The organism is Ruegeria sp. AF5, assembly GCF_056541905.1.
On the sequence record NZ_JBQFYZ010000022.1, the window covers coordinates 33,391 to 48,501 of the forward strand.

The window sequence follows — 15,111 nt, forward strand, 5'->3', positions numbered from 1 at the left end:
CGCATGCTCGGAAACTTCATCAAAACAGCGGCGATTGCCACATCGCTTGTGGCCGCGTCTGCGGTCGCTGCGGTGGCTGCGGACTATACGCTGCGCGCCACTGCCAATTCGAACGAAAATGACGAGGATTACGACGGTCTGATCGTTTTCAAGAACTATGTCGAGGCGGCGTCGAACGGCGCCATCGAGGTTGAGCTGTTCATCGGCACCCAGCTGTGTTCGAACGGTGCAGAGTGCCTACAAGGCGTGGCGGATGGCACCATCGATATCTATATCTCTACCTCGGGCGGTGCCTCGGGCATCTTCCCCTATGTGCAGGTTCTGGACCTGCCCTATCTGATGGCCGATGACCGGATCGCCGAGCATGTTCTGTCGGGCGATTTCACCCGCAAGATGCGCGACATGGCGCTGGAGGATTCCGGTGGCGCGATCCGCCTGATGACCATCGGCAACACCGGCGGCTGGCGCAACTTCGCCAATACAAAACACCGGGTGGCCGAGCCTGCCGACATGGAAGGTCTGAAAATCCGTACCGTCGTCGCCGACCTGCCACAGGAACTGGTCAAGGCACTAGGCGCGTCACCTACACCGATCCCGTGGCCGGAACTTTTCACCAGCTTCCAGACCGGCGTCGTCGAGGGGTCCAAGAACGGCATCACCGACATCATGGGCATGAAGTTCCCGGATGCCGGCCTGCAATATGTCACGCTGGACGGGCACGCCTATATGGGTGCGCTGTGGTGGATGAACAACGCCAAGTTCCAGGCGATGCCCGAAGATATGCGCCGGGTCGTTGTCGATGGGTTCTACGCCCTGCAACAGGCCACTTTTGCCTCGCCCAAGCGCAAATCGATTCAGGCCTATGAGGACTTCGTCGCAGGTGGCGGCGACCTGTATGTCCCGACACCCGAGCAGAAGGCTGCGTTCAAAGCCGCGGCTTCACCTGTCTATGACTGGTTCCAGACCAATGTTGCCCGTGGTGATGAAATCTTTGCCGCGCTGACCGAAGCGGTCGCGGCGGCTGAGGCGGATGTGAACGCCTCGCGCAATGCGGACCTGAACTGAACGGACGGGTCGGGCCTTGTGGCCCGGCCCTTATCGAAACGGGTACATCCACCCTTTGTAGTCGTTGACCAGAACATGCGCCTTCTCGATCTGCTCCGGCGACATTTTCTTGATCACTTCCTCAAGGCTGATCGCCGCATCGGGATCGCCGCCAATGGCGCTGAGCGTGTACCACATATAGGCCCGCACCAGATCGGGCGCGGGCATTCCCAGACCCAGTTCGTAGTACCAGCCGACCCCCGACTGTGCGCCCGGATGCCCCTTCATCGAGGCACGCAGATACCATTCAAACGCCCTTTCATGGTCCTGCTCGACCCCAAGACCCAGCCCGTACATCACACCAATCAGTTCCTCGGCCTCGGCATTGCCCGACCGGGCGGCGGGCAGCAGTTCCGCGCGCGCGGCTTCAAACTCTCCGGCCTCCATCATGTCACGGGCCTGTTCCAGCTCAGCCAGAGCCGGGGTCGCAAGAAAACAAAGGGTAAAGAGAAACTGGCGCATTGGGCGATTGTCCTCGTTTGGGCGGGGGCCGCGGTGGCACAGGACCTGCCGCGCCCGCTGACAGATGATGACTTTATCCCATTTGATATGGAACAGGCCGCTATCGGTCATCAACTGTTTTACGATCCGATCCTGTCAGGCAATCTGAACATTTCATGCGCCCATTGCCATCACCCCGATTTCGGCACCTCTGACGGGTTGTCCCTGGGGATCGGCGAAGGCGGACAGGGTCTTGGCCCGGAGCGCACGCCGGGCACCGGGGCGGACAGGATCCGCAAACGCATTCCCCGAAATGCGCCGGGGTTGTGGAACCTCGGGGCCAAGGACATCCATACCGTTTTCCACGATGGCCGCCTGAGCATCTCGGACCTCTATGGCAACGGGTTCAATTCGCCAGCACAGGAATGGCTGCCCGGCGGATTGAACTCGCTTCTGGCGGCGCAGGCTTTATTCCCGCTGACCGCGCAATTCGAGATGGCCGGTAATGTCGCTGAAAATCAGGTGACCGGCGCGGTTCACGACAGGATTGACAAGGGCTGGCCGATCCTTGCCAAACGCGTGCGGACCGATCCGCGCTATGGCCCTGCCATAGTCGCGGCTTTTGACGATATCGAGACCACCGAAGAAATCACAATCACCCAGATCGCCAACGCGCTGGCGGCCTTCATGGCCATTGAATGGCGCAGCACCGACAGCCCGTTCGACCAGTACTTGGCCGGGGACATGGATGCGCTGTCAGACGTCCAGAAAGACGGGATGAACCTGTTTTATGGCAATGCGCGATGCGCGACCTGCCATGCGGGTCCGTTGATGTCGGACCAAGAGTTTCACGCGCTAGGTTTGCCCCCTTTCGGGCCGGGCCGGACCCGGCAATGGGACCCATATGCGCGGGACGTTGGACGGATGGCGGAAAGCAACCGTCTGGAAGACGCCTATCGCTTTCGCACGCCGATGCTGCGCAATGTCGCCCTGACCGCGCCCTACGGGCATAACGGTGCTTTTGCGGACCTCGAAAGCATGATCCGTCACCATCTTGACCCACAGACCAGCCTTGCCAAATGGAAACCCGACATGGCTGCGTTGCCCAAGGTTCCCTGGCTGCAAAAAGCGGATTTCGTGGTGTGGGAAGACCGGTTCGAAATGGAACGCCAGCGCAGCAGGATCGACATTGCGCCAGTGACGCTTTCGGATGTGGAAATCGCCGCCCTTGTCGCATTTCTGCATTCCCTGACGGGCACTGGTATTGGCTCTCCTCCTTTCGGGGTGCCTGCCGATTTCAACCCCTGACGGCGGTTACGCCATAATGACAATTGATCCGGCAAAATGTCGGATTAGTCGATCACTTCGTCAAATTGCGGCCTATGAAATGTCTGGCCAGCCCTGCACCATAATATCAGGAACAGAAATTTACGGAGACGTTGATGTCCTGGAATATTTGCGTAATCGGGGCAGGCAAGATCGGTCAGATGATCGCGACGCTGCTGAGGGCCTCGCCAAACTATACAGTGACCGTGGCCGACCATGACCTGAAAGCACTGGGTGATATCACAAGGCTTGGTATTGGCACGAAACAGATTGATGCCCGGGATGCGGACAGTCTGGCAAAGGAACTGACCGGGTTTAACGCCGTGGTTTCAGCGGCACCGTTCTTTCTGACCCCGAACATTGCCAAGGCCGCCAAAGAGGCGGGCGCGCATTATTTCGACCTGACCGAAGACGTTGCGGCCACCGAGGCCGTACGCCAACTGGCCGAAGGCAGTGAGACAGCTTTCATGCCGCAATGTGGTCTGGCACCTGGTTTTGTGGGTATCTCCGGAGCCGCGCTTGCAGCGGAGTTCGATGAGCTGGACAGCCTGCATATGCGGGTGGGCGCGCTGCCGCTTTATCCGACCAACGCGCTGAAGTACAATCTGACCTGGTCGACCGATGGGTTGATCAACGAGTACTGCAATCCATGCGACGCCATTGTGAACGGCAAACTGGTCAAGACCGCGCCGCTGGAAGATTACGAGATTCTGGGTCACGATGGTGTGGAATACGAGTGTTTCAACACCTCGGGCGGATTGGGCACGCTGCCGGAAACACTGGAAGGCAAGGCGCGGGCCGTGTCTTATCGCACGATCCGGTATCCCGGCCATTGTGAAATCCTGAAACTGCTGCTGCACGATCTGGGGCTGGAACGCCGCCGCGATCTGCTGAAAGAGATCTTCGAGACCGCCCTGCCCCGCACCGATCAGGACGTGGTGCTGGTCTATTGTACGGCCAAGGGTATGATCAATGGCGTTCTGCGCGAGAAATCCCTGATCAACAAAAGCTTTGCCCGCACCATCAACGGACAGGTCTGGAGTGCCATTCAGGTCACCACAGCTGCGGGTATTCTGGGCGTCGTTGACCTGATGCGTACCGGCACGCTGCCTTCGAAAGGGTTTGTCCGGCAGGAACAGGTCAAACTGAACGACTTCCTGAAAACAGAATTTGGCCAGCTGTATCGTGCTGGTGACGTGACCCGGCAAAACAAGGCGGCCTGAGATATGAAAGACATCGTAATGACAGCCCAAACCACGCTTGCAAATCTGGATCTGACGGGTGCCGCATTGAAGGGCGGCACCCTGAAAGTGACGTCGCCGATTGACGGCAGCCTGCTGGCCGAAGTGCACGAAACTCGGGCCACCGAAATGGACGCGATCATTGCCCGCGCCAAAACCGCGTTCAAGGCGTGGCGCGTTGTGCCGGCCCCGCGTCGGGGCGAGCTGATCCGCCTGTTGGGCGAAGAGCTGCGCGCCGCCAAGGACGATCTGGGCGCGCTTGTCAGCTGGGAGGCCGGCAAGATCACGTCCGAAGGTCTGGGCGAAGTGCAGGAGATGATCGACATCTGCGACTTTGCCGTTGGTCTGTCGCGTCAGCTTTACGGTCTGACCATCGCATCGGAACGTCCGGGGCACCGGATGATGGAAACCTGGCATCCGGCGGGCCCAGTCGGGGTGATCTCGGCCTTCAATTTCCCGGTTGCCGTCTGGTCGTGGAACGCCGCTTTGGCACTGGTTTGTGGCGATCCGGTGGTCTGGAAACCGTCCGAGAAGACCCCGCTGACAGCGATGGCCTGCCAGAAGATCTTTGAACGCGCGCTTGTGCGGTTTGGCGATGCCCCCGAAGGGTTGCTTCAGGTCCTGATCGGTGGCGCGGAGTTGGGCGAGGCGCTGGTGGCCAGCGAAGATGTTCCGATCATCTCGGCCACGGGTTCGACACGTATGGGTCGTGCGGTTGCGCCCATTGTTGCGGCACGCTTTGGCAAGTGCATTCTGGAACTGGGCGGAAACAACGCGATGATCGTCGGCCCTTCGGCGGATCTGGAAATGGCCGTGCGCGCCATTGTCTTCTCGGCCGTTGGGACCGCCGGTCAGCGTTGCACCACGCTGCGCCGTCTGATCGTGCACAACTCGATCCGCGAGGAACTGGTGGGCCGCCTGAAAAAGGCTTATGCCGGTTTGCCCATCGGCAATCCGCTGTCTGAGGGCACGTTGATCGGGCCACTGGTGGATGAGGCATCGGGTGCCGCCATGACGGCTGCACTGGAGGCCGCAAGGGCCGAAGGCGGCACAGTGTTCGGCGGCGAGCGCGTGACCGAAGGGCTTCCTGCGGGGGTCTATATGCAGCCCGCAATTGTCGAAATGCCCGGCCAAAGCGCAGTCGTGAAAACCGAAACCTTCGCGCCGATCCTTTATGTCATGGGCTATGACGACTTTGACGATGCGATCCAGCTTCAAAACGATGTACCGCAAGGGCTGTCATCGTGTGTGTTCACGCTGAACATGCGCGAGGCCGAGCAGTTCCTGACTGCGGCGGGGTCGGATTGCGGTATTGCCAACGTCAACATCGGCCCCTCGGGTGCCGAGATCGGCGGTGCATTCGGAGGCGAGAAGGAAACCGGCGGCGGACGCGAAAGCGGCTCGGACGCGTGGAAAGCCTATATGCGCCGCCAGACCAACACTGTGAACTACTCGGCAGAGCTCCCGCTGGCGCAGGGTGTCAAATTCGACATCTGAACCAGCGCGCAAACTGACGGACAATCTGATCCCCCCCCGGAACTTTGATGTTTCGGGGGGATTGCTTTTGTCGTTAAAGGTTTGGCCCAGGCAGGCTGAAGCAGGCACAAAACCGGTGGTTCTTGACGAAATCCCTGCCGTGCGGCATGTGATGTCGCTGGGGGGAACGGCATGTCCGATAAGGTCAGATGGCCCGACACGGCATGTATGAACAGGTTAAGCGTCCAAGTGGCCCCGATGGCTGGCTGCTTTCATACCGGAAGGTAAGTAAGATATGTGCCCTGCACCCGTTGATGCAGAAACCCCGCGCGGGTTCATCATCCCGATCGGCGGCGGCGAAGACCGCGTTAAGGAAATGCAGATTCACCGCAAGTTCGTAGAGCTTTCAGGGGGTGAGAACGCCGATATTGTCGTGATCCCGACAGCCTCGATGCTGGAAGAAACCGGACCGGACTACAATCGCATCTTTTCCGAACTGGGTGCAGGCAAAGTCGAATTTCTGCCCATCTCGCGGCGTGCCGATTGCGACAATCCCGATTATGCCGAGATGCTGGACCGCGCCACAGGGATATTCATGACCGGTGGCAACCAGCTGCGGCTGTCGGCGATTCTGGGTGGCACGCTTGTGGCGCAGAAAATACGCCGCCGGAATGCGGCCGGTGTGCCGGTTGCCGGCACTTCAGCCGGGGCGTCGATCATGTCCGAACATATGGTGGCCGGGGGCAGCAGCAACTCGGCCCCGGCTGAGGGCAATATCACGCTGGCTCCGGGCATGGGTTTGACCAACGCCGTCATCATCGACCAGCACTTCACACAGCGCAATCGGCTGGGACGTTTGCTAACCGCTTCATCTTTCAACCCTTTTTTGATCGGACTGGGTATCGACGAAGACACGGCAGCCTTCATCGGACCCGATAATGTCCTTGAAGTCGTGGGCAGCGGATCGGTTACCGTCGTGGACGCCAGTCATCTGACCCATTCATCGATGTGGGACGCGCGCCGCGGCGAAGCGCTGAGCCTGCTTGGACTTCGGCTTGACGTTCTGGGCGAAGGGTGCCGTTATGATCTGACGGCTCGCCAGGCTTTTCCGCCGGATGAGCATTTGGCGTTCTGCACATTGCCGGACATGTCCGGTCAAGAGGCCGCCAGCGGGGGGAAAACAAAAAGCTAACCAACGGGGAGCCTCATGAAAATAATCTCGACCAATGTCTTTGTCGGCCCGAATGTCTGGGCAAGTTTTCCGGTCATTCGCCACGTCATCGATCTGGGTGTTCTGGAAGAGTGGCCCTCGGCAAAAATTGGTTCCGAGTTTATTGACGCCTTGATCAAGGCGCTTCCCGGTCTGGCGGAACACGGCTGTTCCTATCGCGAACCCGGCGGCTTTATCCGCCGCCTGCGCGAGGATGAAGGCACCTGGCTGGGACATGTGCTGGAACATTGCGCCATCGAAGTTCAGAACGTGGCCGGGTCCGACGTGACCTTTGGACGTACGCGCGGCACAGGTGAGCCGGGCCAGTACAATATGGTCTATGAATACCGCCAGCGCGACGTCGGTCTGGATGCGGGCAATCTGGCGATGCGGTTACTGATGCACCTGCTGCCGCAATCCCTGAAAGATCAGGTGGATTACGAATTCGACCCGGACTTCAACTGGGATGAAGAACTGCGCAGCTTTGTGCTGCGGGCGCAACGCAAGGAATTTGGCCCATCGACCGGATCGCTGGTCAAGGCGGCGCAGGAACGCGACATTCCGTGGATCAGGCTGAATTCCGGCTCGCTTGTGCAATTTGGACACGGCAAGTTTCAGAAACGCATTCAGGCGACAATTACGTCCGAGACCAAGCATATCTCGGTCGAGATATCCTGTGACAAGGAAGACACCCATAATCTGCTGAACGATCTTGGCCTGCCGGTTCCGCAGCAGCGCATGGTCTATTCGGCCCGCGAGGCCGTACGCGCGGCAGCCCGGATCGGGTTTCCGGTGGTGGTCAAACCGTTGGACGCCAACCATGGGCGCGGCGTTTCGATCAATCTGAATTCCGATGCCGAGGTCGAGGCGGGTTTTGCCGAGGCCAAGGAGCATTCGCGCAGCCGCGCCATTCTGGTCGAGAGCTTCATCACCGGCTTTGATCACCGGATGCTGGTCGTGAACGACAAGCTGGTTGCGGTGGCCAAACGCGTCCCCGGCCATGTAATAGGCGACGGAACCCATACGATTGCCGAACTGGTCGACATGGTGAACCAGGACCCACGCCGGGGCATCGGGCACGAAAAAGTGCTGACCAGGCTCGAGCTGGACAATCAGGCTAACCGCCTGATGGAGAATGCGGGCGTGACGGAAGACACTGTCCTGCCCGAGGGTGAGGTTTTCTATCTGCGCTCGACCGCAAACCTGTCAACCGGTGGCACCGCCATCGATCTGACCGACGTGGTGCATCCCGACAACCGCGACATGGCCGAACGCGCCATCATGGCCGTCGGGCTGGATGTGGGCGGTGTCGATTTCCTGATCGACGATATTACCAAATCCTACAAGGATATCGGTGGCGCGATTGTCGAAGTAAATGCGGCCCCCGGTTTCCGGATGCATGTGGCCCCGTCCGAAGGTCAGCCGCGCGATGTGGCGGGCAAGGTCATCGACATGCTGTTCCCTGCCAATGAACAGACCCGCATCCCGATTGCAGCCATCACCGGCACCAACGGCAAGACGACAACGTCGCGGATGCTGGGTCATATCATGAAAACCAGTGGCAAGATCGTTGGCATGACCTCGACCGACGGCGTCTATGTGGATGGCAAGTTGAGCGTCAAGGGGGACATGACCGGCCCGAAATCGGCACAGATCGTCCTGCGTGATCCGATGGTCGATTTTGCAGTGATGGAAACCGCGCGGGGCGGGCTGGTGCGCTCGGGTCTGGGCTATCAACGCTCGAACGTGGCGGCCTGTCTGAACGTCTCGGCAGATCATCTGGGCCTGGGCGGGATCAATACGGTCGAGGAACTGGCCGTCGTCAAACGGGTGGTAGTGGAAAGCGCAACCGATACGGCCGTTCTGAACGCTGACGACATCAATTGTCTGAAGATGGCCGATTACGCCGGGGCGGATCAGATCTTCTATGTCACGACCAACCCCGGTCACAGTCTGGTCAAGGAACATATCAAGACAGGGGGCAAGGCCATCGTGCTGGAAAAAGGCATGAATGGCGACATGCTGACCATCTATGACAAAGGGCTTCACATCCCGGTTCTGTGGTCGCATCTGATCCCCGCCACGCTTGAAGGCAAGGCGATATTCAACGTGCAAAACGCCATGGTCGCAGCGGCGATGGCCTATAGCTTTGGGGTCGATCTGGACAATATCCGGCATGGACTGCGCACTTTCGACACAAGTTATTTCCAGGCACCGGGGCGGATGAATGTCTATGATGAACATCCCTTCAAGGTGATCCTTGATTACGGCCACAACCCTGCCGCGCTGAAGGCGATGGCCGCTTTGGCCGATCAGTTGGAAGTCAAGGGCCGCAGGCTGTGCGTTGTTGCGATGCCCGGTGATCGGCGCGATGAAGACATTGTTGATGGGGCCGCAGCGCTGGCCGGGCATTTTGACCACTTCATCTGCAAGGCCGATGACCGCCGCCGGGGTCGCGGGCATGACGAGGTGCCGCAAATGATGCGGCAGGCCCTGATCGATTGCGGGACGCCGGATGAGGCAATCTCGATCATCCCGGATGAGGTTGAGGCCGTAACCACAGCGCTGGAGATGGCGGCACCGGGCGATCTGCTGGTGATCTTCGGAGATGACACCACACGCTGCTGGAAACAGATCATCTACTTCAACTCCGATGGAGAAACCTCTGAAACCGAGGCAGCACCCAGGACCAGCCCTGCCGACACCACGTTCGAGGACATGTTCGACAGCGATCAGAACCTGATCCGGGACGAACGCGGTGTAAGACTGGCGCGTGAAATCAGCGAAGACGCGGATTGAGCGGAGGTACCGGAATGGACCGGATCGAAGAGCTTGAAACCGCGCTGACCATCGAAAGCGCGACCGCTGATCATATTCAGGTGGATGACGCGCGGCGACTGACCGGCCCCGGCCTGTTATGGGATCACCCCGGCGCGGTGATGGATGTGTTTTTCACTGTTATCGACCCCGCGCAGGTCATTGCAGTGTGGGAAAAACATGCCCGGTGCGTTCTGGATGCGCTTGGCTGGCAGGATCAGGCGCTGACCCACCGTACCTTTACCGGCGGTGTCAATCTGGCAATCTCGGCACCGATGGATCAGCTTTATTCCGCGATCTTTGCGGCGCAGACCGCCTGGCATTTCTGTGCGGCAGAGTTGCTGGAGGCCACGCCGGGCGATTTTGATCAGATGATCCGGGACGTCAAAGGCGTCATGGCGAAGGAGGCCAATCCTGCGCTGATCGCCCTGATCGCGGCAGCCAACGCGCATGGTGTGGATATCCTGTGCGACGATGATGAGATTTCCATCGGGCATGGAATCGGCAGCCAAACCTGGCCTGTCGACGCGTTGCCCGCCCCGGATGACGTGGACTGGCCCGCCTTTCACAACATCCCCGTCGCCTTCATCACCGGAACCAATGGCAAGACCACCACGACCCGGTTGCTGGAGGCGATCGCCCGCGCCTCGGGCAAGGTCGCAGGGCTGACCTCGACCGAGTTTGTGCGGGTGGGCGACGATATTCTGGATCGCGGCGACTATTCCGGCCCCGGCGGAGGGCGGATGTTGCTGCGCGACAAGCGGCTTGAAATCGGCTGCCTTGAAGTGGCCCGTGGGGGTATCCTGCGTCGCGGCCTGCCGACGCGTGCGGCCATGGCCGCCACTGTCACCAACGTGGCGAACGATCATCTGGGGCAATACGGCGTCAACACGGTGCCCGAGCTGGCTCAGGCGAAATTCGCCGTGCACCGGACACTGACCAAGGGCGGCGTTCTGGCCCTGAATGCCGATGATCCTTTTGTCCGTGCCGAGGCCGAAAACACGGCGGCAAATATCTGGTGGTTTTCACTGGATGCCGGGAATGATCTGATCCGTCGGGCGCGCGACGCGGGAACATGCTGCGCCTATGTCTCGCAGGGCAATATCGTCTTTTTCGACGGCCGGTCCGAGCATACGGTCATTGCCGTGTCCGTCGTGCCCCTGACCATGGGCGGGGTCGCGAAATACAACATCCTGAACGCTCTGGCGGCTATGTGCCTTGCGCTGGCTTTGAAACTGCCGCTTGAAGCGGTGCGGCATGGGTTGGCCGGGTTCAAACCGGATGCCAAGGACAATCCGGGTCGCTGCAACGAATTCCAGCACAACGGCGCTCAGGTTTTCGTGGATTTCGCGCATAATCCGCATTCGATTTCTGCCGTGTGCGATGCGCTGTCGGCCTTGCCGGCAAAACGGCGGTTCATCATGCTCAGCCATGCCGGAGACCGCTCGGACCAGGACATTCGCGACGTCACCGCAACCGCCTTGAATTTCCAACCCGACGTGGTCGTTGCTGCTGAACTGGAAGGGTACCTACGGGGTCGCGCTTTGGGAGAGATACCGGACCTGATTGAAAAGTCGGCTCTGGAACAAGGATATGACAAGACCCAGATCCAAAGGGCCGCATCCCCGTCCGAGGCTGCCGCGATGATCCTGAAACAGGTGGAACCGGGCGATCTAGCCCTGCTGCTGGTTCTGTCGGAACGCGACGCCGTGCTTGAGATGCTGAACCAGCAGGTGACGTAGTGGGGTGAGGGAGCAGGAAGGCAGCGAGCCGCCATCTCCGGCTGCGGTCATCTGAGCAGCAAATTGCGCAACACCCTTGCATTGAAACCCAGCCTGACAATACTCGCCCAACACAGGCAACAGGTGGTTAAGGTTAGGTGTTATGGAGATTGAGCAGACGGGGTTGTCGGGTGTGTTGGTTATTCGCCCGCAGCGGCATGGGGATTTGCGCGGGTTTTTTTCCGAAAGCTGGAACAAGGCGCGGCTGGAGGAGGCTGGGGTTGTGTTGCCGGAGTTTGTGCAGGACAACCATTCGTTGTCGTCCGCGGTGGGGACATTGCGCGGCCTGCATTTTCAGGCGCCTCCGCATGCGCAGGGCAAATTGGTTCGGGCGGGCCGGGGGGCGCTTTATGATGTCGCTGTCGATATCCGCAAGGGATCGCCGACCTATGGGCAATCTTTCGGCATCGAGCTCAGCTTTGAGAACGGGCGACAGCTTTGGGTGCCGGCGGGTTTTGCCCATGGTTTTGTGACGTTAGAGCCCGACACCGAAATCTGCTACAAATGTACCAGCTTTTACAATGCGGATGCCGATGGGGGTGTGCGCTGGGACAGCTGTGGTATTGATTGGCCCTTGCAGGGGAACCCGGTGCTGAGCGACAAGGACAGGATTGCGCCTGCGCTGGCTGATTTTGACAGCCCGTTTGTTTACGAAGGATAGAATATGAAACTGTTGGTGACAGGTGGTGCGGGTTTCATCGGGTCCGCGGTCGTGCGGCGTGCCATTGCGGACGGACATCAGGTCGTGAACCTTGATGCGCTGACCTATGCGGCCTGCCTCGACAATGTTGCCGAGGTTGCAGAGAACCCGAACTATGCCTTTGTTCACGCAGATATCCGCGACCCTGCAGCCCTGAAGGCGGTGTTTGCCGAACATGCGCCTGATGCGGTGATGCACCTGGCGGCAGAATCCCATGTTGACCGGTCCATCGACGGGCCGGGGGCTTTCATCGAAACCAATGTCCTGGGCACATACAACATGCTGGAGGCGGCGCGCAGCTATTGGGCCGGACAAGGAAAACCGGACACTTTCAGGTTCCACCATATCTCGACCGATGAAGTCTTTGGCAGCCTGGGACCCACCGGACAGTTCACCGAGGATACCCCCTATGATCCGCGGTCACCCTATTCCGCGTCGAAAGCCTCCAGCGATCATCTGGTCCGGGCCTGGCACGAGACCTATGGCCTGCCGGTGGTGCTGACCAACTGTTCGAACAATTACGGGCCCTATCATTTCCCTGAAAAGCTGATCCCTGTTGTGATCCTGAACGCAATCGCGGGCAAGGCGCTGCCGATCTATGGCGACGGCTCGAATGTCCGCGACTGGCTGTATGTCGAGGATCACGCCGACGCACTTTTGCTGGTGGTGCAAAAGGGGACTGTCGGCCGGTCCTATAACATCGGTGGCGAGAACGAGCGCAGCAATCTGGAACTGGTGCAGACGCTGTGCGCGATCCTGGACGACCTGCGCCCGAAACCGCAGGGGCTCTATGCGGACCAGATCACCTTTGTCACAGACCGCCCCGGGCATGATGCGCGTTACGCCATCGATCCCTCGCGGATGCGCAACGAAATGAACTGGCGCCCGTCCGTGACGGTAGAGGAGGGTCTGCGCAGAACGGTTGAATGGTACCTGAACAATGAAGAGTGGTGGCGGTCTTTACAGAACCGGTCCGGCGTTGGCGAACGGCTGGGGGTCAGCGCGTGAAACTTCTGGTCTTCGGGGCGACCGGTCAGCTGGGCCGGGAACTGATCTGGTGTGGCGGGGAAATCTCGGTTGAAGCGCTTGGGCGCGACAAGGCGGATTTTACCGATCCCGAAGGGTGCGCGGCCCTGGTTCGCAACACCGATGCGGATGCGGTGATCAACGCCGCCGCATATACCGCCGTCGACAAGGCCGAGGCGGAGGAAGACCTTGCCCTGCTGATCAACGGAACCACGCCCACGGCGCTGGCCAAAGCTGCGGCCGGGCGCGGATTGCCGTTTGTTCAGGTCTCGACAGATTATGTGTTTGACGGGGCGGGCACGGCCCCGTTCTTACCCAACCACGCGACCGGCCCGCTGGGCGCCTATGGACGCACCAAGCTGGCGGGTGAGGCCGGTGTGATTGCGGCGGGCGGACCCCATGCCATCATACGAACCTCTTGGGTGGTGTCGTCACATGGACATAACTTCGTCAAAACCATGCTGCGCCTCGGCAAAGAGCGTGACCACCTGACGATCGTCGCAGACCAGATTGGCGGTCCAACCCCGGCATCGGCACTGGCCGGGGCCTGTATCGGCGCGGCCCGTGCCCTTTTGACAAACCCGGATGAAAAGACCGGAATTTACCATTGCAGCGGTGGCCCTGATGTCAGCTGGGCCGATTTTGCGCGCGAGATCTTCGATCAGGCCGGTATTGACTGCAATGTCGAAGACATCCCGTCCAGCGCATACCCGACCCCCGCGAAACGCCCCCTGAACAGCCGCCTGGACTGCACGACACTGACAACGGAACTGGGCGTGCCCCGTCCGGATTGGAAGGCGGGCCTGCATAGCATACTTGAAGACCTTGGAGAACTCGGCACATGACGACCCGGAACGGCAAGAAACGCAAAGGTATCATTCTGGCAGGCGGGTCAGGCACCCGACTTTATCCGATCACGATGGGCGTCTCGAAACAGCTTTTGCCCATCTATGACAAGCCGATGATCTATTACCCCCTTTCGGTGCTGATGCTGGCCGGGATCCGCGACATCGCGATGATCACGACGCCGCAGGACCAGGAGCAGTTTCAGCGCCTGTTGGGTGACGGAAGCCAATGGGGCCTGTCCCTGACCTGGATTGTTCAACCTTCTCCTGACGGGTTAGCGCAAGCCTATATTCTGGCAGAAGACTTTCTGGATGGTGCCCCCTCGGCCATGGTGCTGGGCGACAACATTTTCTTCGGGCACGGCCTGCCCGAGATCCTGCAATCGGCAGACGCCAAAGAGACGGGAGGCACCGTTTTCGGCTATCGGGTCGCTGATCCCGAACGCTACGGGGTCGTGGCCTATGACGAGGCTGGCGCCGTCACCCAGATTGTCGAGAAACCTCAAGTGCCGCCATCGAACTACGCCGTGACCGGGCTGTACTTTCTGGACGGCTCTGCCCCTGAACGGGCCCGCGCCGTAAAACCGTCTGCACGCGGCGAGCTTGAGATTGTCACCTTGCTTGAAATGTACCTTGAGGCCGGGTTGCTCAGCGTCAACCGCATGGGACGCGGTTATGCCTGGCTGGATACCGGAACCCATGCAAGCCTGCTGGACGCCGGAAACTTCGTGCGCACGCTTCAGGACAGGCAAGGCCTGCAAACCGGATCACCCGACGAAATCGCCCATACGCTGGGCTGGATCAGCGACCAGGACCTCGAAGCCCGCGCCCAAAGATTCGGCAAAAACGACTACGGCGAATACCTCAAGAACCTGCTGAACCATTAGCCGTTCAATTGCGGTATTGGCTTGATTGAGTTTTTTGGTTTTGGTTGTGGGTTTGGTGGTGAGGTCTTATTTAGCGTGTTTGGATGTTGGGATGGGTTGGTCTGCCGCAGGGTAGCATCAGCCCTTTAGGCGCGGCGGGATATGGGGTATCTGGGCGTGCGCACCGTTTCACGGATTTGGAGAACGCAATGATGAAGCGCGCCTGGAACAAGTGGCGATCGGGCTATATGGGCCGGCTTGTCGGTGAGAGCTTTTAT

12 protein-coding genes are annotated in these 15,111 nt (G+C 59.8%); 11 read left to right on the forward strand and 1 reads right to left on the reverse strand.

The genetic code is table 11. From position 1 onward, the window contains the following. Window positions 1–3 precede the first annotated feature (3 nt). Complete coding sequence (locus ACR0DS_RS18900) at window positions 4–1,065, forward strand: TRAP transporter substrate-binding protein (protein ID WP_480560636.1); 1,062 nt, start codon at window positions 4–6, stop codon at window positions 1,063–1,065. Window positions 1,066–1,095: 30 nt separating this feature from the next. Here ACR0DS_RS18900 and ACR0DS_RS18905 read toward each other — a convergent pair whose 3' ends face one another. Then, window positions 1,096–1,566 carry a tetratricopeptide repeat protein gene (locus ACR0DS_RS18905; RefSeq protein ID WP_267365609.1) on the reverse strand — a complete coding sequence of 157 codons (471 nt, stop codon included), beginning with the start codon at window positions 1,564–1,566 and terminating at the stop codon, window positions 1,096–1,098. Window positions 1,567–1,599: 33 nt separating this feature from the next. On the opposite strand from ACR0DS_RS18905, the gene ACR0DS_RS18910 reads away from it, so the two are divergent. The 10 genes from ACR0DS_RS18910 (at window position 1,600) to rfbA (ending at window position 14,854) form a co-directional block, all read left to right on the forward strand. Continuing rightward, complete coding sequence (locus ACR0DS_RS18910) at window positions 1,600–2,853, forward strand: cytochrome-c peroxidase (RefSeq protein ID WP_480560634.1); 1,254 nt, start codon at window positions 1,600–1,602, stop codon at window positions 2,851–2,853. A gap of 134 nt (window positions 2,854–2,987) precedes the next feature. Beyond that, a complete protein-coding gene (locus ACR0DS_RS18915; RefSeq protein ID WP_480496091.1) occupies window positions 2,988–4,094 on the forward strand; it encodes a saccharopine dehydrogenase family protein in 1,107 nt (368 codons plus the stop codon). 3 nt (window positions 4,095–4,097) lie between these two features. After that, the gene (gene amaB, locus ACR0DS_RS18920; RefSeq protein WP_480560632.1) at window positions 4,098–5,609 is read left to right on the forward strand and encodes an L-piperidine-6-carboxylate dehydrogenase; all 1,512 of its coding nucleotides are present in this window, start codon (window positions 4,098–4,100) and stop codon (window positions 5,607–5,609) included. A 274-nt stretch (window positions 5,610–5,883) separates the two neighbouring features. After that, window positions 5,884–6,780, forward strand: a complete 897-nt coding sequence (locus tag ACR0DS_RS18925; RefSeq protein ID WP_480484790.1) for a cyanophycinase — start codon at window positions 5,884–5,886, stop codon at window positions 6,778–6,780. Between the two features lie 15 nt (window positions 6,781–6,795). After that, window positions 6,796–9,597: a cyanophycin synthetase gene (gene cphA, locus ACR0DS_RS18930; RefSeq protein WP_480560630.1), complete on the forward strand. Its 2,802-nt coding sequence runs from the start codon at window positions 6,796–6,798 to the stop codon at window positions 9,595–9,597. A gap of 14 nt (window positions 9,598–9,611) precedes the next feature. Next, window positions 9,612–11,357: a Mur ligase family protein gene (locus tag ACR0DS_RS18935; protein ID WP_480560628.1), complete on the forward strand. Its 1,746-nt coding sequence runs from the start codon at window positions 9,612–9,614 to the stop codon at window positions 11,355–11,357. A 142-nt stretch (window positions 11,358–11,499) separates the two neighbouring features. After that, window positions 11,500–12,057: a dTDP-4-dehydrorhamnose 3,5-epimerase gene (gene rfbC / locus ACR0DS_RS18940; RefSeq protein ID WP_209508312.1), complete on the forward strand. Its 558-nt coding sequence runs from the start codon at window positions 11,500–11,502 to the stop codon at window positions 12,055–12,057. Between the two features lie 3 nt (window positions 12,058–12,060). Continuing rightward, window positions 12,061–13,104, forward strand: a complete 1,044-nt coding sequence (gene rfbB / locus ACR0DS_RS18945; RefSeq protein WP_480560626.1) for a dTDP-glucose 4,6-dehydratase — start codon at window positions 12,061–12,063, stop codon at window positions 13,102–13,104. Further along, window positions 13,101–13,967: a dTDP-4-dehydrorhamnose reductase gene (gene rfbD, locus ACR0DS_RS18950; protein WP_480560624.1), complete on the forward strand. Its 867-nt coding sequence runs from the start codon at window positions 13,101–13,103 to the stop codon at window positions 13,965–13,967. Before rfbB ends, rfbD begins: the two co-directional genes overlap by 4 nt. After that, complete coding sequence (gene rfbA / locus ACR0DS_RS18955) at window positions 13,964–14,854, forward strand: glucose-1-phosphate thymidylyltransferase RfbA (protein ID WP_480484785.1); 891 nt, start codon at window positions 13,964–13,966, stop codon at window positions 14,852–14,854. Before rfbD ends, rfbA begins: the two co-directional genes overlap by 4 nt. The last annotated feature ends 257 nt before the right edge of the window (window positions 14,855–15,111 follow it).

What these genes read in the sequence shown, in the direction of transcription:
- ACR0DS_RS18900 (WP_480560636.1), top strand. Translation starts at nt 4, where the DNA reads ATGCTCGGAAACTTCATCAAAACAGCGGCGATTGCCACATCGCTTGTG.
- cphA (WP_480560630.1), top strand. Translation starts at nt 6,796, where the DNA reads ATGAAAATAATCTCGACCAATGTCTTTGTCGGCCCGAATGTCTGGGCA.
- rfbC (WP_209508312.1), top strand. Translation starts at nt 11,500, where the DNA reads ATGGAGATTGAGCAGACGGGGTTGTCGGGTGTGTTGGTTATTCGCCCG.
- amaB (WP_480560632.1), top strand. Translation starts at nt 4,098, where the DNA reads ATGAAAGACATCGTAATGACAGCCCAAACCACGCTTGCAAATCTGGAT.
- ACR0DS_RS18925 (WP_480484790.1), top strand. Translation starts at nt 5,884, where the DNA reads ATGTGCCCTGCACCCGTTGATGCAGAAACCCCGCGCGGGTTCATCATC.
- rfbB (WP_480560626.1), top strand. Translation starts at nt 12,061, where the DNA reads ATGAAACTGTTGGTGACAGGTGGTGCGGGTTTCATCGGGTCCGCGGTC.
- ACR0DS_RS18935 (WP_480560628.1), top strand. Translation starts at nt 9,612, where the DNA reads ATGGACCGGATCGAAGAGCTTGAAACCGCGCTGACCATCGAAAGCGCG.
- ACR0DS_RS18915 (WP_480496091.1), top strand. Translation starts at nt 2,988, where the DNA reads ATGTCCTGGAATATTTGCGTAATCGGGGCAGGCAAGATCGGTCAGATG.
- rfbA (WP_480484785.1), top strand. Translation starts at nt 13,964, where the DNA reads ATGACGACCCGGAACGGCAAGAAACGCAAAGGTATCATTCTGGCAGGC.
- ACR0DS_RS18905 (WP_267365609.1), bottom strand. Translation starts at nt 1,566, where the DNA reads ATGCGCCAGTTTCTCTTTACCCTTTGTTTTCTTGCGACCCCGGCTCTG.